This is a genomic window from Brenneria sp. L3-3C-1 (genome assembly GCF_016456245.1).
GTDB lineage: Bacteria > Pseudomonadota > Gammaproteobacteria > Enterobacterales > Enterobacteriaceae > Brenneria.
In genome coordinates this window covers 120,615-139,882 of the sequence record NZ_JAEMHF010000008.1, presented here as the reverse complement: position 1 = coordinate 139,882, position 19,268 = coordinate 120,615, and the positions used below count along the sequence as shown (strand labels likewise).

At 54.4% G+C, this 19,268-nt stretch carries 20 protein-coding genes; 13 read left to right on the top strand and 7 right to left on the bottom strand.

The annotated features are described in order from the left end of the window. Positions 1 to 92 precede the first annotated feature (92 nt). Entirely contained in the window at positions 93 to 2,537 is a 2,445-nt protein-coding gene (gene hrpB / locus JG725_RS15500) for an ATP-dependent helicase HrpB (protein ID WP_199378723.1), read from the bottom strand. 75 nt (positions 2,538 to 2,612) lie between these two features. On the opposite strand from hrpB, the gene thpR reads away from it, so the two are divergent. From thpR to panD, 8 genes are all read left to right on the top strand, one after another. Then, positions 2,613 to 3,146 (top strand): RNA 2',3'-cyclic phosphodiesterase, encoded by a 534-nt coding sequence (gene thpR, locus JG725_RS15495; protein WP_199378722.1) that lies wholly within the window; start codon positions 2,613 to 2,615, stop codon positions 3,144 to 3,146. A 7-nt stretch (positions 3,147 to 3,153) separates the two neighbouring features. Continuing rightward, entirely contained in the window at positions 3,154 to 3,861 is a 708-nt protein-coding gene (gene sfsA / locus JG725_RS15490; protein WP_172290912.1) for a DNA/RNA nuclease SfsA, read from the top strand. Between the two features lie 245 nt (positions 3,862 to 4,106). Then, complete coding sequence (dksA, locus tag JG725_RS15485; RefSeq protein ID WP_136168102.1) at positions 4,107 to 4,562, top strand: RNA polymerase-binding protein DksA; 456 nt, start codon at positions 4,107 to 4,109, stop codon at positions 4,560 to 4,562. 152 nt (positions 4,563 to 4,714) lie between these two features. Continuing rightward, positions 4,715 to 5,635, top strand: coding sequence for a tRNA glutamyl-Q(34) synthetase GluQRS (gene gluQRS, locus JG725_RS15480; RefSeq protein WP_172290962.1), 921 nt, complete (start codon positions 4,715 to 4,717; stop codon positions 5,633 to 5,635). 54 nt (positions 5,636 to 5,689) lie between these two features. Continuing rightward, positions 5,690 to 7,102, top strand: a complete 1,413-nt coding sequence (gene pcnB / locus JG725_RS15475) for a polynucleotide adenylyltransferase PcnB (protein WP_172290961.1) — start codon at positions 5,690 to 5,692, stop codon at positions 7,100 to 7,102. Continuing rightward, entirely contained in the window at positions 7,102 to 7,599 is a 498-nt protein-coding gene (gene folK, locus JG725_RS15470) for a 2-amino-4-hydroxy-6-hydroxymethyldihydropteridine diphosphokinase (protein ID WP_172290911.1), read from the top strand. The genes pcnB and folK overlap by 1 nt, the downstream gene beginning before the upstream one ends. A 240-nt stretch (positions 7,600 to 7,839) precedes the next feature. Beyond that, positions 7,840 to 8,694, top strand: a complete 855-nt coding sequence (gene panC / locus JG725_RS15465) for a pantoate--beta-alanine ligase (protein ID WP_172290910.1) — start codon at positions 7,840 to 7,842, stop codon at positions 8,692 to 8,694. Between the two features lie 140 nt (positions 8,695 to 8,834). Then, positions 8,835 to 9,215: an aspartate 1-decarboxylase gene (gene panD / locus JG725_RS15460; RefSeq protein ID WP_172290909.1), complete on the top strand. Its 381-nt coding sequence runs from the start codon at positions 8,835 to 8,837 to the stop codon at positions 9,213 to 9,215. Between the two features lie 50 nt (positions 9,216 to 9,265). Here panD and JG725_RS15455 read toward each other — a convergent pair whose 3' ends face one another. Further along, entirely contained in the window at positions 9,266 to 10,036 is a 771-nt protein-coding gene (locus JG725_RS15455) for an ABC transporter permease (protein WP_172290908.1), read from the bottom strand. Then, the gene (locus JG725_RS15450; RefSeq protein ID WP_172290907.1) at positions 10,033 to 10,956 is read right to left on the bottom strand and encodes an ABC transporter ATP-binding protein; all 924 of its coding nucleotides are present in this window, start codon (positions 10,954 to 10,956) and stop codon (positions 10,033 to 10,035) included. The genes JG725_RS15455 and JG725_RS15450 overlap by 4 nt, the downstream gene beginning before the upstream one ends. A gap of 126 nt (positions 10,957 to 11,082) precedes the next feature. On the opposite strand from JG725_RS15450, the gene can reads away from it, so the two are divergent. Continuing rightward, positions 11,083 to 11,724: a carbonate dehydratase gene (gene can, locus JG725_RS15445; RefSeq protein WP_172290906.1), complete on the top strand. Its 642-nt coding sequence runs from the start codon at positions 11,083 to 11,085 to the stop codon at positions 11,722 to 11,724. Positions 11,725 to 11,772: 48 nt separating this feature from the next. On the opposite strand, the gene hpt is transcribed toward can, so the two are convergent. From hpt to JG725_RS15425, 4 genes are all read right to left on the bottom strand, one after another. Beyond that, on the bottom strand, positions 11,773 to 12,315 hold the full coding sequence (gene hpt, locus JG725_RS15440) for a hypoxanthine phosphoribosyltransferase (protein WP_172290905.1): 543 nt from the start codon (positions 12,313 to 12,315) through the stop codon (positions 11,773 to 11,775). A 201-nt stretch (positions 12,316 to 12,516) separates the two neighbouring features. Beyond that, entirely contained in the window at positions 12,517 to 13,590 is a 1,074-nt protein-coding gene (locus tag JG725_RS15435; RefSeq protein ID WP_199378720.1) for an ABC transporter ATP-binding protein, read from the bottom strand. Then, positions 13,587 to 15,221, bottom strand: coding sequence for an iron ABC transporter permease (locus JG725_RS15430; RefSeq protein ID WP_330529051.1), 1,635 nt, complete (start codon positions 15,219 to 15,221; stop codon positions 13,587 to 13,589). The genes JG725_RS15435 and JG725_RS15430 overlap by 4 nt, the downstream gene beginning before the upstream one ends. Before the next feature lie 112 nt (positions 15,222 to 15,333). Next, positions 15,334 to 16,350 carry a Fe(3+) ABC transporter substrate-binding protein gene (locus tag JG725_RS15425; protein ID WP_172290903.1) on the bottom strand — a complete coding sequence of 339 codons (1,017 nt, stop codon included), beginning with the start codon at positions 16,348 to 16,350 and terminating at the stop codon, positions 15,334 to 15,336. Between the two features lie 185 nt (positions 16,351 to 16,535). On the opposite strand from JG725_RS15425, the gene JG725_RS15420 reads away from it, so the two are divergent. From JG725_RS15420 to nrdH, 4 genes are all read left to right on the top strand, one after another. Beyond that, entirely contained in the window at positions 16,536 to 16,883 is a 348-nt protein-coding gene (locus JG725_RS15420; RefSeq protein ID WP_172290902.1) for a YacC family pilotin-like protein, read from the top strand. A gap of 109 nt (positions 16,884 to 16,992) precedes the next feature. Next, on the top strand, positions 16,993 to 17,856 hold the full coding sequence (gene speE / locus JG725_RS15415; RefSeq protein ID WP_172290901.1) for a polyamine aminopropyltransferase: 864 nt from the start codon (positions 16,993 to 16,995) through the stop codon (positions 17,854 to 17,856). Between the two features lie 29 nt (positions 17,857 to 17,885). Beyond that, complete coding sequence (gene speD / locus JG725_RS15410; protein WP_172290900.1) at positions 17,886 to 18,680, top strand: adenosylmethionine decarboxylase; 795 nt, start codon at positions 17,886 to 17,888, stop codon at positions 18,678 to 18,680. Between the two features lie 342 nt (positions 18,681 to 19,022). Next, positions 19,023 to 19,262, top strand: a complete 240-nt coding sequence (gene nrdH, locus JG725_RS15405; protein ID WP_172290899.1) for a glutaredoxin-like protein NrdH — start codon at positions 19,023 to 19,025, stop codon at positions 19,260 to 19,262. Positions 19,263 to 19,268 lie beyond the last annotated feature (6 nt).

The following is a 19,268-nucleotide window of genomic DNA, read 5'->3' as shown; positions in this document are numbered from 1 at the left end:
CTCCGTCAGGTTATTAACGGCCACCTACTTCGGTACTCAAGCCGCCTACTCTGTTTCCACCGCCCTTTGCAAAGAAGAGGAAACGTCTGAAATTAATGATTCTGATATTTCCTGGTACGCCGGGTCGGCGCCGTATTCGCCGGATCGTCCGGCCAGACATGTTTGGGATAACGCCCTTTCATCTCTTTTTGAACTTCACGGTAAGCGCCCTGCCAGAAAGCCGCCAGATCGCGCGTAATCTGTAAGGGACGCTGCGCGGGCGATAAAAGCTCCAGCACCAGCGCAACCCGCCCTTCCGCCAGCAGCGGACTCTGCCGCTCGCCAAACATTTCCTGCATCCGTACCGACAGCACCGGCGGCTTATCCTCATAATAGGCGATAGGCAAACGGCTCCCGCCCGGCGCGGTGTAATGGCTGGGCAACGCGCTGTCCAGCCGCTGGCGCAACGGCCAGTCCAGCAGGCGCATCAACGCCTCGCCGAGGTTAATCTGTCGCAATGCCCGCATATCCCTCACCCCGGGAAAAGACGGCAGTAGCCACTGTTCCAGCGTCGCCAGCAAGGTTTCATCATCCACCGACGGCCAGTTTACCTCGGGCAACCACTGGCGGGCGCATTGTATTCTGGCGCGTAACTGCAATGCCGCCGCATCCCAGTTCAGCGCGGACAACCCCTGTTCCCGCAGCCAGCCCAACATCGCCTGTTGCAACTCCTCGTCGGAGGGTTTGCTTAATGGACGGGAGCGCAACGTCAGGCAACCGATCTGACTGCATTTACTGGCGCGCAGCGTACCTTTTTCTTCGTCCCAGCGCACCACGTTATGTTCGCTGACCAACCCGGGCAGTTGTTGTTCCAAACGCGCCATATCCAGCGGCAACGCCAGCAGGATACGCGCATCCGCATTATGGCTGTTTTGCAATAAACTGGGAACCATCAGCCAGTCGGTGCCGGACAACGCCTCGTCCGCCGACATCATCGCCCCGGCGCCGTTTGCCAGTTGATAGCGGCCATCCTGACTTCGGCGCCGGGCGATGCGATCGGCGAAGCCTTGCGCCAGCAGCCAGGCGGCCCATCCGTCGTCTATACGGCCCGACGTCCCGGACAAACGACGGGTAAGCTGCTGCGCGCGCCGCAGCCAGTGCGGCAACGGGCGATGCAGCCAGTCAAGCAGGTTCATCGATCCGCTACGGGGCGGCTCTTCCAGTATCGCGGCCAGACACCCCGCCGTTGCCAGCGCATCGTCATTTTGCCGGGCGGCGGCATACAACATGGTCGCCAAGCGCGGATCGCACCCCAGCGCGGCGATTTTCCGCCCTTCCGACGTCAGTTTGTCATGCCGATCGGTAACCGCTAGCTGGCGCAAAAGTTGCCGGGCCGCCTGTAAGGCGGGCGGCGGCGGCGCATCCAGCCAGGTTAATTGGCCGGCGTCGGTACATCCCCACTGCAACAGATCCAGCCAGAAACTACTGAGATCGCCGTTGAGTATTTCCGCATCGCTTTGCGCGGCGGCGCGCTCGGCCTGTTCGCGGGAACATAAATGCCAGCAGATCCCTTCGCTTAACCGCCCGGCGCGTCCGGCGCGCTGGACCATCGATGCCTGACTGATACGCTGGGTGACCAGCCTGGTCAAACCGCTTTTGACGTCAAAGCGCGCCATCCGCTCCAGTCCGCTGTCCACCACCAGCCGGATCCCTTCGATGGTCAGACTGGTTTCGGCGATATTGGTCGCCAAAACGACCTTACGCCGCCCGCTTTCCGACGGCAGGATCGCTTTCTGCTGCTCCGCCAGCGTCAGCGCGCCATATAAAGGGCACAAGTCCACATCGTCCGTCACGCTGCCCGCCAGCAAAGCCTGTACCCGCTTGATTTCAGCCACGCCGGGGAGAAATAACAACATCGACCCGGTTTCCTCGGCCAGTAAACGTTTTACCTGACGGGCTACGCCCTCCTCCAGCCGCTCCTGGCCATTCAACGGGTGATAATGACGCTCAACCGGATAGCTGCGCCCCGCGGACGTCACCACGCCCGCCTCGGGAAGCAGGGCCGAAAGCCGGGCATTATCCAGCGTGGCGGACATAATCAACAGCTTCAAATCCTCACGCAGCCCCGCCTGAACCTCCAACAGCAACGCCAGCGCCAGATCGGCCTGCAAGCTACGCTCGTGAAACTCATCCAGAATAACCAGCGCCACGCCGTTCAGTTCAGCGTCCTGTTGCAGCATGCGCGTCAATATTCCTTCAGTGACCACCTCCAGACGGGTTGAGGCGCTGACCCGGCTTTCTGCGCGCATACGGTAGCCAATCGTCCGGCCGGGTTCTTCCCCCAACTGCTGCGCCAGACGCCAGGCTACGCTTTTCGCCGCCAGCCGTCGCGGCTCCAGCATGATAATCCGACCGTCCAGTTTGCCCTGATGCAGCAGTTGCAACGGCAGCCAGGTTGATTTTCCCGCACCGGTCGGCGCATTCAATAAAACCTGGGGCGACATGTGCAGCGCGGCGATCACATCATTCAATACGGCACTGACGGGCGGTAAAATCACAGAAATCTCCGTAAGGGTTAACTTTCAGCGGCAGGCATTGTAGCATCTGCTGGAATCAGAACTTAAGAGATCGACATGCATCCCACCCGTCGCCTGTTTTTTGCTTTGTCGCTACCGGAATCGACCCGCCAGGCGATCGTGCGCTGGCGCGCCGATAGCTTTTCAGCGCAGGCCGGTCGCCCGGTCGCTGCGGCCAACCTTCATCTGACGTTGGCCTTTCTTGGCGACGTGAGTGAACAAAAAGAACAGGCTCTGCGCACGCTGGCGGGGCGAATCCGCCAGCCTGAATTTACGCTGCATCTGAATGACGCGGGCCAATGGCCGCGCTCCGGCGTGGTATGGATGGGCTGCCGACAGGCTCCCCGCGGGTTATTGCAACTGGCGGATTTATTACGCTCGCAGGCGGCCCGCAACGGATGCAGCCAGCCCTCGCAGCCTTTCCACCCGCATATCACCCTGCTGCGCGGCGCAACCAAATTCGTTGCCCTGCCGCCCGCGGATTTTAACTGGTCAATCCCCATACGCCATTTTTCGCTTTATCAATCACTGTTTGAACATGGCAAAACCCGCTATCAGGAATTGGCAAGCTGGCCGCTGATCAACAAGTAGGATACCTATGCAATTCATTCCCCGCTTACAGCCGGCCCGGCTGATTAAACGCTACAAACGCTTTCTGGCCGATGTAGTGACCCCGGAAGGAAAAGAACTTACGCTGCACTGCGCCAATACCGGCGCAATGACCGGATGCGCCACCCCCGGCGATACCGTCTGGTACTCCACCTCCGACAACCTGAAGCGGAAATATCCGCACAGCTGGGAGCTGACCGAGACGCAGGAAAATCACTGGATTTGCGTTAATACGTTGCGTGCCAATGCCTTATTGCATGAAGCCTTGTTAGCAAATCAGATAGCAACCTTCGCGGGTTATACGTCCTTAAAAACGGAAGTCAAATACGGCACGGAAAACAGCCGTATTGACCTGCTATTACAAGCGCCGGACAAGATTAACTGCTATATTGAGGTGAAATCTGTCACATTGTTGCAACATGGATGTGGTTACTTTCCCGATGCGGTTACGCTCAGGGGACAAAAGCACCTGCGCGAACTCCAACAGGTAGCAGCCAATGGCGAGCGAGCCGTGCTGTTTTTCGCCGTCCTTCATTCGGGGATCAACCAGGTTTGCCCTGCCCGACAGATTGACCCGCGTTACGCTGAATTATTGGTGACAGCGCAACAGCAGGGGGTTGAAATTTTATGTTATGGCGCCAATTTATCCCCTGACAGCATCAAACTTACCGATCCGTTGCCGTTATTGATAACGTGATAAATAAAATGGCCGTAGCAATACACGCTAACATGTTGTTTATCATCCGATGATAATACGTTGTTCCTCACACTTTATCAGGCCCGTGTCAGGAACCATTGCCAACCTAATCTTCATCTGCTATTTATAGCGGCCTGTTTTTCCCCTTAGGGGATCGATATACCCCGAATAATTGGCGTTGTAGCCTGGCTGCGGCGGCAAATAAGCAGGGTATAGTGCGTGTCGTGTTATGTAGGAGAAGCAACATGCAAGAAGGGCAAAACCGTAAGACATCTTCTCTGAGCATTCTCGCAATTGCCGGAGTAGAGCCATACCAGGAGAAGCCGGGCGAAGAGTATATGAACGACGCTCAGCTGGCTCATTTTAAGCGTATTCTTGAAGCATGGCGCAACCAACTCAGGGACGAAGTGGATCGTACCGTATCGCATATGCGAGATGAAGCGGCTAATTTCCCCGATCCAGTGGATCGTGCGGCTCAGGAAGAAGAATTCAGCCTTGAACTGCGCAACCGCGATCGTGAACGCAAGCTGATCAAGAAGATCGCCAAAACCTTGCAAAAAATCGAAGATGAAGACTTCGGTTATTGCGAATCCTGCGGCGTGGAGATTGGCATCCGTCGTTTGGAAGCTCGTCCAACGGCTGATCTGTGTATTGACTGCAAAACACTGGCGGAAATACGCGAAAAGCAGATGGCTGGGTAATCATTCATCCTAAAAGCCTAACCCTGCGGGCGGATATTCGCACACAGGGATAGGCTCTGCGGCGATAAGCCGCGCTTAACGTTATAGAAAGAAAACGTTCGCCGCGGCCTGCTGCCGATTTAGTGCCGATGCGCGGCGTTATTCTTATAGTGATGCGTCAAACAGATCGTTACATCGGGCGTTTTGCCCCTTCCCCAAGCGGGGATCTGCACTTTGGTTCTCTGATTGCCGCCCTCGGCAGTTACCTTCAGGCTCGCGCTCAGCGCGGGCGCTGGCTGGTGCGTATCGAAGACATCGACCCTCCCCGTGAAATCCCCGGCGCTGCCGCCCGTATCCTCTCCCAGCTTGAGCATTACGGCCTTTATTGGGACGGCGAAGTCGTCTATCAGTCACAACGCCACGCGCTTTATCACCAGGCGCTGCATTGGCTTACGCAACAGGGATTATGCTACTACTGCACCTGTAGCCGCCGCCGAATCCGGCAATTAGGCGGACACTATGACGGTTATTGCCGGGATCGCGGCCTAAGCGCCAAAAACGCCGCACTACGCTTACGCCAGACCATGCCGGTATGCCACTTTTATGATCGATTAAGCGGTGAAATTTATGCGGATCGCGCATTGGCGGGTGAAGACTTTATTATTCATCGTCGCGACGGGCTTTTTGCCTACAATCTGGCCGTGGTCGTCGACGATCATGCGCAGGGCGTCACGGAAATTGTCCGCGGAGCCGATCTGATCGCCCCCACCGTGCGGCAGATCTCGCTATATCGTCAACTGGGATATGAACAGCCGGCGTATATCCATCTGCCGCTGGTACTGAATGCGCACGGACATAAACTCTCCAAACAAAATCATGCCCCGGCGCTGCCCGATAGCGACCCGCGCCCGATATTGATATCGGCATTACAGTTTTTACATCAGCCATTGCCCGAAAGCTGGCAAGACCTGACGCTTGCGGCATTACTTGAGTGGTCCGTAGAACATTGGTCGCTTTCCCGAATCCCTTCGCCAGCAGCAAAAACCGGCCAGAGCTCACATCGGCATTCTCAAACCGGGCCCGGTGAGCTATGATTAGCCGCTATTTTTTATTGTGACTTTGTTTATCCATCACTATCGAGGTGTATTATCTTTACCCGAGTCGCTAATTTTTGCCGTAAAGTACTGAATCGTGAGAACGAAATGGTCAAACCTGAGAAAACGCGTCAGCATCTGACGGTGATCCCGCGTGACCAGCATAATATTTCGCGCAGTGATATCAGTGATAACGCACTGAAAGTACTTTATCGCCTGAACAAAGCGGGCTACGAGGCTTATCTGGTCGGCGGCGGCGTCCGTGACCTGCTGCTGGGCAAAAAACCCAAAGATTTTGATATCACCACCAACGCCACCCCGGAACAGGTGCGTAAGTTATTCCGCAATTGCCGTTTGGTCGGCCGCCGCTTCCGTCTGGCTCATGTGATGTTCGGGCCGGAAGTGATCGAAGTCGCCACATTCCGCGGCCACCATGAGCGGCACCAGGAACAGCAGGAAATCAGGAATTCAGCCCAGCAAGCCCAGAGCGGCATGCTTTTGCGCGACAATATTTTTGGCTCCATCGAGGAAGACGCTCAACGCCGCGATTTCTCCATCAATAGCCTTTATTACACGATTTCTGATTTCACCGTGCGTGACTATACCGACGGCTTAAACGATCTGCGTCAGGGCGTGATTCGCATGATCGGCGATCCGGAAACCCGCTATCGCGAAGATCCGGTACGAATGCTGCGCGCGGTGCGCTTCGCGGCCAAACTGGGTATGACCATCAGCCCCGAAACGGCCGAACCGATCCCCCGCCTTGCCGCCCTGCTGCACGACATTCCGGCGGCCCGCATGTTTGAGGAATCGCTGAAGCTGTTACAGACCGGTTACGGCTATCCAACCTACAAAATGCTGTGTGAATATCAGTTATTCCAGCCGCTTTTCCCGTTAATCAGCCGTAACTTTACCGAAACGGGCGATACCACGCTGGAACGGATGGTGGCTCAGGTCTTGAAAAATACCGATCAACGGCTGCAAAACAATATGCGGGTTAACCCGGCATTTCTGTTCTCGGCCATGTTGTGGTATCCGCTGATTGAGCACGCGCAAAAGTTGGCGCAGGAAAGCGGTCTGGCCTATTTTGATGCCTTTTCACTGGCGATGAATGACATTCTGGACGAACAATGCCGTTCACTGGCGATACCTAAACGTATTACCTCGCTGGTGCGTGATATCTGGCAGTTGCAGCTACGTCTGTCACGCCGCCAGGGCAAGCGCGCCTATAAACTGATGGAGCATCCCAAGTTCCGGGCCGCCTATGATCTGCTGTGTCTGCGCGCTGAAATAGAAAACCATCAGGATCTGCTGCGTCTGGCGCACTGGTGGGGAGAGTTCCAGGCGGCGGTGCCGCCGCGTCAGCAGGCCATGCTGAGTTCTCTGGATGACGGCCCGACGCCGCATCGTCGTTCCCGCCCCCGGCGTCCGCGCAAACCGAGCGCCGAGCGCCGAGAAAAAGCCTGATGACGCGCGTTTATCTGGCCCTGGGCAGCAATCTGGCACAGCCTTTACAGCAGGTTAATGCCGCCCTGACCGCGCTGGATAACCTGCCGCAAACCCGGTTGATCCGCTGTTCCTCTTTTTACCGTAGCCGACCGTTAGGCCCGCAGGATCAACCCGATTATCTGAACGCCGTTGCCGAACTGGAAACCGCTCTGGACGCCGAGCGCCTGCTGGATCATACCCAGACGATTGAACAGCAACAGGGACGCGTGCGAAAAGCGCACCGCTGGGGGCCGCGTACGCTGGATCTGGATATGTTGCTGTTCGGCGATGAGGTCATCCAGACGCCGCGGCTGACGGTTCCTCATTACGATATGAAAAATCGTGAATTCATGCTGTTTCCGCTGGCCGAGATCGCCCCGGAACTGGTTTTTCCCGATGGAGAAGCGCTCTCCCATCTTTTGACTAACGTTGGCCGTAACGGGTTGACGTTTTGGGATAAGAGCCGCGTCGGCTGATCCCTCTGTTTATTCAGGTGGGGTGAATGCTATCGTTACCCGTGTGCTTCCATTAGAATGATCCCCTGCTCCTCCGCCATCTTGACGTCAGGAAGGCCGTCATAAAACCGAACGCCCGGCGTCTCAATGGCAATAAGAACAGAGAAAATTTGTTTGCATTACGGCTGACAACGCCAGCTTCTCCTGATTATTCTTTTTACTAAAATTGGCTGTTTTCGTTAATCGTTAAGGAGTGTAGGTGTGTTGATTATTGAAACCCCTCTACTGCTACGTCGTGAAATCCGTCGCTGGCGCCAGGAGGGGAAACGTATCGCTCTGGTGCCTACTATGGGTAATTTGCACGACGGGCACATGAGGCTGGTTGATGAAGCGAGAGAACGGGCCGACATTGTGGTCGTCAGCATTTTCGTCAATCCGATGCAGTTTGAACGGCAAGATGATTTGGCGCATTATCCACGGACGTTGCAGGAAGACTGTGAGAAGCTGAACCAGCGCGGCGTCGACCTGGTTTTCGCTCCCGGCTCCGAGGTGATCTATCCCAACGGACTGGAAGAACAAACTTTCGTCGAGGTTCCCGGTCTTTCGTATATGCTGGAAGGCGCCAGTCGTCCCGGCCATTTTCGCGGCGTCGCCACTATCGTCAGCAAACTGTTTAATATGGTGCAGCCCGACCTGGCCTGCTTCGGCGAAAAAGATTATCAGCAGTTGGCGTTGATCCGTCAGCTTGTCAGCGATATGAGTTATGACATCAGTATTGTCGGCGTACCGATTGTGCGCGCCAACGACGGGCTGGCGCTCAGCTCACGCAACGGTTATCTCAGCGCCGAGCAGCGCCGGATCGCGCCACGATTACATCAGATCATGGCAACCGTAGTGGAGCAACTGGCTGCCGGCGATCGCCAGATAGAGCCGCTGATTGCTCAGGCGGAAGAATCGCTGCGACAAGCCGGGTTCACGCCTGACGAACTGTTCATCCGTGATGCCGACACGTTGCAGCCGCTCACGGCAGCCAGCACCCGCGCGGTGGTGTTAATGGCCGCCTGGCTGGGTAAAGCGCGATTAATTGATAACCAGCAGGTCGATTTGACCGTATGAACCCAATAGATTTCGAGTTGCATCAAGGCGGCGCCTGAATGAATCCCCAGGAGCTTACACCAGTAAGTGACTGGGGTGAGAGAGGGAAGCCAACACAGATGCAGCTTGAAAGATGAAGGGGATAACCGAGGTGATAAACAATGATACGTACCATGTTGCAGGGCAAACTGCACCGGGTAAAAGTAACCCAGGCCGATTTACATTACGAAGGCTCTTGCGCTATCGATCAGGATTTTATGGATGCGGCTGGCATACTGGAATACGAAGCCATTGATATCTACAACGTGGATAACGGCCAGCGGTTCTCAACCTATGCGATAGCCGGAGAACGAGGCTCGCGGATTATTTCGGTAAACGGCGCCGCCGCCCGTTGCGCCTGCGTGGGCGATAAGCTGATCATCTGTTCTTATGTGCAAATGTCCGATGAGCAGGCGAGAAGCCATCATCCCAAAGTCGCTTATTTCTCCGGCGACAACGAGCTACAGCGCCAGGCCAAAGCGATTCCGGTACAGATAGCCTGAATTGAATAACCAAGGCGGTGCCGCCACCGCCTTTTACTTCCATCCGCAGATCAGGTTCGCAGCCCGCGTCCGTTTTCAATCAGCCACCACGCCAGAATATAAAAAACGACGATAAAGGCGACCAACACCGCCATGGTAAATACCAGCGGGACATCCTGTATCCCGAGAAAACCACAGCGGAATCCGCTGATCATATACACCACGGGATTAAGTTTGGATACCGACTGCCAGAACGGCGACAGCAGCGTCAGCGAATAAAACACCCCGCCGAGATAGGTCAAGGGCGTCAGTACAAAAGTCGGGATCAGGCTGATATCGTCAAAAGTTTTGGCGAAAACCGCATTCAGCAATCCCGCCAGCGAGAACAGCACCGCCGTCAGCAGCAGCGTTAATACAATGATCCACCAGGCATGAACATGCAGCGGCACAAAAAACAGCGATACCGCCGTCACCAGCACGCCGACGCAGATCCCCCGCGCCACTCCGCCGCCGACATAACCGGCAATCACCACATGGGTCGGAACCGGCGCCACCAGCAGTTCTTCAATGTTGCGCTGAAATTTTGCGCTGAAGAAGGAAGAGGCCACATTCGCATAGGCATTGGTGATCACCGACATCATAATCAGCCCGGGAACGATGAACTGCATATAATCGAATCCGCGCATATCCCCGATGCGCGAACCGACCAGATTGCCAAAGATAATAAAATACAGCGTCATGGTGATAACCGGCGGCACCAGCGTCTGTATCCAGATTCGGCCAAAACGGTTCACCTCTTTGATCCAGATACTCTGCAACGCCACCCAATACAAACGCATCATGCTTTTCCTCCATAACCATTAACCAGGGTGACGAACAATTCTTCCAGCCGGTTAGCTTTGTTACGCATACTCAACACCTGGATGCCCTGCCCGCTTAGCTGGCTGAACAAGCCGTTTAGCCCTTGTTCGCGCATGACTTCCACTTCCAACGTCGAGGTATCCACCAGACGATACTGATACCCCTCAAGTTTCGGCAACGGGCTCTTGGCCGCCAGATCGAAAATAAAGGTTTCTGATTTAAGCTTGGAAAGCAGGTGTTTCATGGAGGTATTTTCCACCAATTCGCCATGCTGAATAATGCCGATGTTGCGGCACAGCATTTCAGCCTCTTCCAGATAGTGGGTGGTCAAAATAATCGTCGTCCCCTGCGCATTCAACTCCTTCAGGAATCCCCACATGGAGCGGCGCAGTTCGATATCCACCCCGGCGGTGGGTTCATCCAGGATCAGTAACTTCGGCTCATGCATCAATGCGCGGGCAATCATCAGACGACGCTTCATCCCGCCGGACAACATACGGGCGCGGTCGTTGCGTTTTCCCCATAAATCCAGCTGGTTCAGATACTTTTCCGCCCTTTTTTGCGCATCATGACGTTTAACGCCGTAATACCCCGCCTGATTGACCACAATCTGCAACACGGTTTCAAACGGATTAAAGTTGAATTCCTGCGGGACCAGTCCCAATTGACGTTTCGCGTTAACCACATCCCGCTCTAGATCGTAACCAAATACCTGAACTTTCCCGGCGGTCTTATTGACCAAAGAGCTGATGATGCCGATCGTAGTGGACTTCCCGGCGCCATTCGGCCCTAACAGAGCGTAGAAATCACCCGCGTCAACACGTAAATCGATGCCGCGCAACGCCCTGACGCCTCCCGGGTAGGTTTTAGTTAACTGCGCCAGCTCCAGTGCATATGTCATAAAAAATGGGTTGCCTTATTATCAGTAAGTTCTACAGTTTCAATTCATAAACTATCGTTTTCAAACGGCGATTGTTGACTTATATTACCCCCACCGCCCCTTGTTTGTTACAGGTCATTTACTTTCATGAAAGAAATCGAAACGCTCATCGCCAATAACCAACGCTGGTCAACAACGATGGTGGAAGAGGATCCTGGTTATTTTGAACGACTGGCGCAGGCACAACGACCTCGATTTTTGTGGATTGGGTGTTCCGACAGCCGCGTACCGGCGGAAAGCCTCACCAGCCTCGAACCGGGCGAACTGTTTGTTCATCGCAACGTTGCCAATCTGGTGATTCATACCGACCTGAATTGCCTTTCCGTGGTGCAATATGCCGTCGAAGTTCTGGAAGTCGAACATATCATTATTTGCGGCCATTACGGCTGTGGCGGAGTCCAGGCGGCGGTGGAAAACCCCGAACTGGGCTTAATCAACAACTGGCTGCTGCACATCCGCGACCTGTGGTATAAGCATAGTTCGCTGCTGGGAGAATTGCCTCCCGAACAACGGCTGAATACCCTGTGCGAAATCAACGTGGTCGAGCAGGTTTATAATCTCGGTCACTCCACCGTGATGCAGTCGGCCTGGAAACGCGGTCAGAAAGTGACCATCCACGGATGGGTTTATGGTATTCAGGACGGACGGCTGCGCGATCTGGAAGTGACGGCCACCAGCAGGGAGACGCTGGAACAACGCTATCGCCGGGCCATGTCTTCCCGTTCCTGATCGCCACTGACGCCCAACCATGCCGGTTCCGGGCGTCAGTAACCCTGTTTATTCCTGAGGAATAACCTTACCAACATACGGCAAGTGCCGATAATGCTGAGCGTAGTCAATACCATAGCCGACCACGAATTCATCAGGAATAGAGAAGCCGACCCACTCGACTTTCACACTTACTTCACGGCGTTCCGGCTTATCCAACAGCGTACAGATCGCCAGCGACTTCGGGGCGCGCAATTGCAGGATTTCACGTACTCTGCTCAAGGTATTTCCCGAGTCGATAATGTCCTCGACAATCAACACATCCTTGCCCCGAATATCCTCATCCAGATCTTTGAGGATCTTCACGTCACGGGTGGTGCTCATACCGCTGCCATAGCTGGAGGCCGTCATGAAATCGACTTCGTGTGAAACATCAATCGCCCGGCATAAATCGGCCATAAAAATAAACGACCCGCGCAATAAACCAACCAAGACCATATCGCTGCCGCTGTCACGATAATGTTCGCTGATTTCCCGGCCCAATTCGGTAACCCGCGCCCTGACTTCCTGTTCGGAAATCATGACTTCTACGGTATGTTTCATCATACTCATAACTCTTTGAATAAAGGTATTCAGCACCATCAAGAGGGTTCAGGCTCTGACCATTGATGATGCGCCAGTGCAGACGGATAGCGCCTAAGGGCGCGAAGTATACCAGAAAGCGCAGGCTACCGGGTATTACCCCAAACCGGGCGTTGAAAAAACATCACCGCGTCCGGGTAATCGCCCGAATGAAATCAAGGCCGCCGTCGATTATTCACTCCCGGCCGCGCTGGGGAAAAAGAGTGGCTGCGAGGCCTTGACGCTCAGCCTTACCGGCTGCCCCGGCTCAAACCAGGTGCTGCTTTGCACCTGGATAATGCGATCGTCCAGTTTGATGCGGTAGTGGTTTAAGGTGCCCATAAACAACCGATCCTGAATCTGCGCCGTGCCGTTGGGATCCAGCGCCAGAGCAATATCATGCGGACGAACCAGCCAGTCACATTGCGAACCGATCGGCTGCCCGTGGGGGTGGGCGGCGAGGTGCTCGCCGAACAGGCTCTGCCACTGATGATCGCTGAGGATGTTAACCGGCAGATAGTTGCTGCTGCCCAGATAATCGGCAACAAAACGGCTGTTGGGACGCTGGTACAGCGTTGCCGGATAGCCTTCCTGCACAATGGCACCATTGTCCATGACCGCCAGCCGATCGGCAAAGGCAAAAGCCTCTTCCTTACTGTGGGTCACAAACACGGTGGCAACCTGCCGCTGCTTCAGAATAATGCGTAACTCGTTCATCAGGTTGTCGCGCACCTGATTATCAATATTGGAAAAAGGCTCATCAAGCAGCAGTACGCTCGGTTTACAGACCAGAGCGCGGGCTATCGCCACCCGCTGCTGCTGTCCGCCGGAAAGTTCATGCGGGTAGCGGGCTTCCAATCCGGCCAGATGCACCAGATCGATCATTTCGCCGACGCTACGGACAATCGTTTCCTGCGGCTGACCGTACAGGCCAAAGGCGATATTTTCCGCCACCGTCAGGTGCGGAAATAACGCGTAATCCTGAAAAATCAACCCGACCTGGCGGAACTCCGGCGCGACAATCCGTTCGCTGTCGCTCATCGTTTGGCCGGCGATGGCGATCAAACCCTTATCCAGCGCAAGCAGTCCCGCCACCGCTTTAAGCAAGGTGGTCTTGCCGCAGCCGCTGGCGCCGAGCAGACAAACAATTTCCCGCTGCCGTACCGTCAGGGAAAGGTTATTCAGTACGTTCCCGTCCCTTTCCTTACGCGGCAGATAACGGCAGGTTATGTGCTCAATCTTTAATACGTCGGTTACATCTGTCATCGTTTATTTTCCAGCACCGCATTCAGCCAGATAACGGGGAACAGCCCGACCAGCACCAGGATCACCGCCGGCAGCGCCGCCTGCTCCAGTTGCTCATCGGAGGTAAAGGTAAAAACATAGGTTGCCAGCGTTTCAAAATTAAACGGCCGCAGCAACAGCGACGCATTCAATTCTTTCATACTCTCAATAAAAACCAGCAACGTACCGGTTACGATCCCCCGTCGCAATAGCGGCAGATGCACCCGTTGCAACAGCTGCGCGGGAGAACTTCCCAATGTCCGGCTGACCATATCCAGCGACGGCGAGATTCTCGACATGCTGCTTTCCACGCTGCCTATCATCATGGCGCTAAAACGGATGCAGTAAGCGATCACCAGCGCGAACAGCGTTCCCGACAGCAATAGTCCCGGCGCGGGCAGGTTTATCCAGTTGGCCAGCCGGTTGACGGCATGGTCGAACGCCGCCAGAGGAATAAGCAGGCCGATAGCCAGAATGGTGCCGGGCACCGCGTACCCAAGGCTGGCCAGCCGCAACAATACCGGGCTGGATTTATCCAGGCGGGTGGAGAAGACCAGCACCAGCGCCGCCAGCAGCGTCACGCCCGCCGCCAGCGACGATACCAGCAGGCTGTTCATGCCGTAGTGAAAAAACGCCATCGACCAGGACTGAGTGATATAGCGCCAGCTCCAGGTTATCAGGATCAGGCAGGGTATCCCCATCGCCAGCGCAATAAGCCCCCAGCAATACCCCAGCGCCAGCCATTTTCTCAGGCCGGTAAGCGGCGGTTGATCTTCCCGCTCCTGCCCCATGCTTTTCTGATAAATACGCTGCCGACGCCGGCTGTAAAACTCCGCCGAGATCATCATAAAGATGAACAGCAACATCAGGGCGGAAATTCGCGTCGAAGCGCCCAGATCGCCATACCCCAGCCAGGTGTCATACACGGCGGTGGTCAGCGTGGCCTGAGCAAAATAGGAGACGGTGCCGAAATCGCCCAGGGTTTCCATCGCCACCAGCGAGGCGCCGACGACAATCGCCGGTCTGGCCAGCGGAAAAGCGATGCGCCGGAAAGCCCGGTTGGGGGAATGGTTAAGCAGACGCGCCGAATGCAGCAAGGTAACCGACTGTTCCAGCAAGGCTTTGCGCGCCAGCAGGTAAACGTACGGATACAGCACCAGCGCCAGAACGACGCAGGCGCCGCCGAGAGAGCGGATCGGCGGAAACCAGTAATCACCGGCGCTGTGCAGGGAAAACGCCCGACGCAGCCATCCCTGCACCGGGCCGGCATAGTCCAGCAGATCGGTATAAATATAGGCGACCAGATAAGGCGGCATGGCCAGCGGTAAACACAGCATCCACCGCAACCCGCGTTGACCGGGAAAACGATACTGGGTCATCAGCCAGGCGGCAGGCAGACCCAATAATAGACTCAGCGCCACCGTCCCCGCCACCAACCCCAGAGAGTTGACAATATAGGTGGGCAACACGGTTTGCCACAGATGAATAAACCCCTCGCCCCGGGCGAAAAAGGCCTGGAAAAAAATGGCGGCTATCGGGAACAGCAACAGCCCCGTTAATAACCAACTACTCGCTCGCCAACGTCGGATACTGAAACCGCTCTTACTCGCCACGTCTATTCCGTACCACTCGTAAACAAAAATGCCCGGAACAATAATCACGCTTTCCGCAGGGCGATATATTCCGGGCTTGAATTATTCTATCACCTGAATATCAGATGTTTATTTACAGATCAAACTTAACCTCATCGATTAACCGCAAGGCGTGCTGATATTCGTCGGCGATTTTCTCCAGCGGCAGCGCATCGGCCTTGAATGTTCCCCACGACGCAACCACTTCCGACGGCTGTACGCCCGGTTTCACCGGATATTCGCCGTTAACGTCAGCGTACATATGCTGCGCCCGATCCTCGCTGAGGAAGCGAATCAGCTGCACGGCATTGTCGCGGTTTGGCGCATATTTCGCCAGCACCGCCCCGCTGATGTTAACGTGCGTGCCTGATGCTTCCTGACCCGGGAAGTTGATATTGACGGCTTCGCCCCAGCTGCGCTGCTTATCATCGGCAAGCATTCTGACCAGATAATAGCTATTCCCCAGCGAGTAATCGCACACGCCTTCCGTGATGGCTTTAATCTGATCGCGATCGCCGCCCTGCGGCTTCTGCGCCAGATTCGCCTTTAAGCCTTCCAGCCATTGCCGGGTTTTCGCCTCGCCGTGATGCGCCAGCATCGCCGCCGTCAGCGACACGTTGTAAGCATTTTTAAAAGAGCGGGTGCAAATACGCCCTTTATATTTGGGGTCGGCCAGGTCCAGATAGTCAAAAGACGCCGGGATCTTTCCTACCCGATCTTTTGAGGTATAAATCGCCCGGGCGCGCGTCGTCAGTCCGACCCAGCGGCCCTGAGAATCGCGGTATTGCGACGGAATGTTCTCTTCCAGCGTTTTATCTTTCAGCGGCTGCGACAAATCCGCATCAACCACTTCCATCAGACGGTTAATATCCACCGTCAGCACTACATCCGCCGGGCTTAGGCTCCCCTCCCTTTTTAAACGCTCCACCAGCCCTGACTCGGCATAGATAACATTGGCCTTGATGCCGGTTTGCTGCGTGAACTCTTTGAGAATGGGTTCAATCAAATAGGCCTGACGGTATGAATAGATATTGACTTCAGATGCGGCGTGCGCGGCGCTGCTGATGGCAAGCGCGGAAAGGATCGAACCGATCAGAATCTGTTTCTTCATGAGATGCCTCAATAAATGATAATAGTTATCAGAATCGCTCTCATTATTCACAATCAGTTACTTTACGTCACTAACTTTTTACACAATCCTTACGAATAACAAAAATGACGCGGCGCAAGAAAATTTAGTCAGGTTATCTACAATTGTGATAACGTCTCATGACAATAATCGGAACGAACTTAACCATGAAAAACTCTGCGCTGGCGCTACTCCTGCTGAGTCTGATGAGCTTCTCCTCCGCCGGCAAGGCACTGAATGAATTTGAAGCGGAAGATCTTGCCGATTTAACCGCCGTTTTCGTTTATCTGAAAAATAATTGCGGATATCAGGATTTGCCCAACGAACAAATTCGCCAGTCGCTATTGGCATTCGCCCGGCAAAATCGTTGGGATCTCAGTAATTACAATGCCTATAACATGACGGCGCTGGGGGAAGAGAGCTATCGGGATCTCAGCAAAATCGCTATCCCCACGCCGCAGAAATGCCAGTCTCTGGCTCGTAACTCACTCGGTTTGCTTGCCTACGCGAAATAATTTCTTCCTTCCTTCTGCACTGACTGAAATTTGACCGTGCAAGCGCCGCAAGAGTTAGCTATCATGGCGCGCCAATTTTCATGGCTGTTATCGCGGAGGAAGCCCTAACATGTCCCAGAAAGAAATTTGGTATGAAACCCTGCATGCCAACTTTGGCCAGTACTTTTCCATCGACCGGGTGCTATACCACGAAAAGACTGACCATCAGGATCTGATCATCTTTGAAAACGCGGCGCTCGGCCGTGTCATGGCGCTGGATGGCGTGGTGCAAACCACCGAGCGTGACGAATTCATCTACCACGAAATGCTGACCCATATCCCCCTGTTGTCTCACGGGCGGGCGAAACGCGTGCTGATTATCGGCGGCGGCGACGGCGGCATACTGCGTGAAGTCAGCCGTCATGCCGGTATCGAACAAATCACCATGGTGGAAATTGATGCGGGCGTAGTGGAATTCTGCCGCCGGTATTTACCCAACCATAATGCCGGCGCCTACGACGATCCGCGTTTTCGTCTGGTCATCGACGACGGCGTGAACTTCGTTAATCAGTGTGACGAAACATTCGATGTCATTATTTCCGACTGCACCGATCCCATCGGGCCGGGCGAAAGCCTGTTCACGTCTGACTTTTATCAGGGATGCGCGCGCTGCCTGAATGAAGGCGGTATTTTCGTTGCGCAGAACGGCGTTTGTTTTCTGCAACAGGATGAGGCCGTCAACAGCCACCATAAACTCAGCCGCTACTTTAGCGATGTAACATTTTATCAGGCGGCGATCCCCACCTATTACGGCGGCATCATGACGTTTGCCTGGGCCAGCAACCATCCGTCGCTGCGTCAGATAAGCGTGGAGACATTACAACAACGCTTTAATGCGTCCGGTATCGAGTGCCGCTATTACAATCCGGCCGTTCACGTAGGTAGCTTCGCGCTGCCGCAATATTTACTGAATGCATTATCGGCCGCGCGCTGATTATCGCATCCATAAGGGGGTGACTTAAATTGCACAAGCTGAAACTACACGGCTTTAACAATCTGACCAAAAGCCTGAGTTTTTGTATCTACGATATCTGTTACACCAGAACTGCCGATGACCGTGACGGTTACATCGCTTACATTGATGAACAGTATAACGCTAACCGTTTGACCGAAATCCTGAGCGAAACCTGCTCGATTATCGGCGCCAACATTCTCAATATCGCCCGTCAGGATTACGAACCGCAAGGCGCCAGCGTGACCATTCTGGTCAGCGAAGAGCCGATGGACCCGCGCGATGTCGATAACTCCGAGCTTCCGGGCCCCTTGCCCAACTCCGTGGTCGCCCATCTGGACAAAAGCCACATTTGCGTGCACACCTATCCGGAAAGTCATCCTGAAGTCGGGCTATGCACCTTTCGCGCCGATATCGAAGTGTCGACCTGCGGCGTTATCTCGCCGCTAAAAGCGCTGAACTATTTAATCCACCAGTTGGAATCGGATATCGTCACCATTGATTATCGCGTGCGCGGCTTTACCCGCGATATCAATGGCGTAAAACACTTTATCGATCATCAGATCAACTCGATCCAGAACTTTATGTCGGCGGACATGAAATCGCTGTATCACCTGATGGATGTCAACGTTTATCAGGAAAACATGTTCCACACCAAGATGTTGCTGAAAGATTTCGACCTTAAGCATTACCTGTTCAACGTCGATCCCAGCACATTAAGCGCCGAGGAACGTAAACGAATCACCGATTTGCTGTATCACGAAATGCAGGAGATCTATTACGGCAGAAACCTGCCCGTACTCTAATGTTCAACCAAGGGAGCCTGGCTCCCTTTCACCTCATCAACGGCAACCACCTGAACTGAATAAAACGCCGCCAGAAACGGCGTTGATTATTCCGTTGTTGAAAGAAAATTTTTTCCTTGATTTTTATTTTTCCCTTGCGCCGTCTGGCTTACATCCCTGCTGGATAAATTTCAGCGTAATTCCTATATATTGTATGGTTGAAATTTAAAACACCTACATCTAGTATCTAATTCGTAACCGCATCGCAAATGATGGTTGCTCCATGGATCGGTACGGGCGCTAACGCCCACAGAAACAGCCGCTCCGACACATGACTCTTACATTAAAAGGTAAATACGAATCATGCGTATTACTATTTTCACCAAGCCGGACTGTGTTCAATGTAATGCAACATGCCGCGCACTGGATAAGCAGGGCATTCATTATCAACTGGTGGACTTAACGGAAGATGAGCAGGCGTTAGCGCAGGTAAGAGCGTTGGGTTATCAGCAAGTACCGGTGGTGATGACCGCTGACGATCACTGGAGCGGCTTTCGCCCGGATAAAATCAGCACGCTACAGCAATCTCAACGGTTGCAGTAAGGGGGC

What these genes read in the sequence shown, in the direction of transcription:
- thpR (WP_199378722.1), top strand. Translation starts at nt 2,613, where the DNA reads ATGCATCCCACCCGTCGCCTGTTTTTTGCTTTGTCGCTACCGGAATCG.
- gluQRS (WP_172290962.1), top strand. Translation starts at nt 4,715, where the DNA reads ATGCGTCAAACAGATCGTTACATCGGGCGTTTTGCCCCTTCCCCAAGC.
- hpt (WP_172290905.1), bottom strand. Translation starts at nt 12,315, where the DNA reads ATGAGTATGATGAAACATACCGTAGAAGTCATGATTTCCGAACAGGAA.
- nrdH (WP_172290899.1), top strand. Translation starts at nt 19,023, where the DNA reads ATGCGTATTACTATTTTCACCAAGCCGGACTGTGTTCAATGTAATGCA.
- JG725_RS15425 (WP_172290903.1), bottom strand. Translation starts at nt 16,350, where the DNA reads ATGAAGAAACAGATTCTGATCGGTTCGATCCTTTCCGCGCTTGCCATC.
- JG725_RS15420 (WP_172290902.1), top strand. Translation starts at nt 16,536, where the DNA reads ATGAAAAACTCTGCGCTGGCGCTACTCCTGCTGAGTCTGATGAGCTTC.
- JG725_RS15450 (WP_172290907.1), bottom strand. Translation starts at nt 10,956, where the DNA reads ATGACATATGCACTGGAGCTGGCGCAGTTAACTAAAACCTACCCGGGA.
- JG725_RS15435 (WP_199378720.1), bottom strand. Translation starts at nt 13,590, where the DNA reads ATGACAGATGTAACCGACGTATTAAAGATTGAGCACATAACCTGCCGT.
- sfsA (WP_172290912.1), top strand. Translation starts at nt 3,154, where the DNA reads ATGCAATTCATTCCCCGCTTACAGCCGGCCCGGCTGATTAAACGCTAC.
- panD (WP_172290909.1), top strand. Translation starts at nt 8,835, where the DNA reads ATGATACGTACCATGTTGCAGGGCAAACTGCACCGGGTAAAAGTAACC.
- dksA (WP_136168102.1), top strand. Translation starts at nt 4,107, where the DNA reads ATGCAAGAAGGGCAAAACCGTAAGACATCTTCTCTGAGCATTCTCGCA.
- can (WP_172290906.1), top strand. Translation starts at nt 11,083, where the DNA reads ATGAAAGAAATCGAAACGCTCATCGCCAATAACCAACGCTGGTCAACA.
- JG725_RS15455 (WP_172290908.1), bottom strand. Translation starts at nt 10,036, where the DNA reads ATGATGCGTTTGTATTGGGTGGCGTTGCAGAGTATCTGGATCAAAGAG.
- folK (WP_172290911.1), top strand. Translation starts at nt 7,102, where the DNA reads ATGACGCGCGTTTATCTGGCCCTGGGCAGCAATCTGGCACAGCCTTTA.
- speE (WP_172290901.1), top strand. Translation starts at nt 16,993, where the DNA reads ATGTCCCAGAAAGAAATTTGGTATGAAACCCTGCATGCCAACTTTGGC.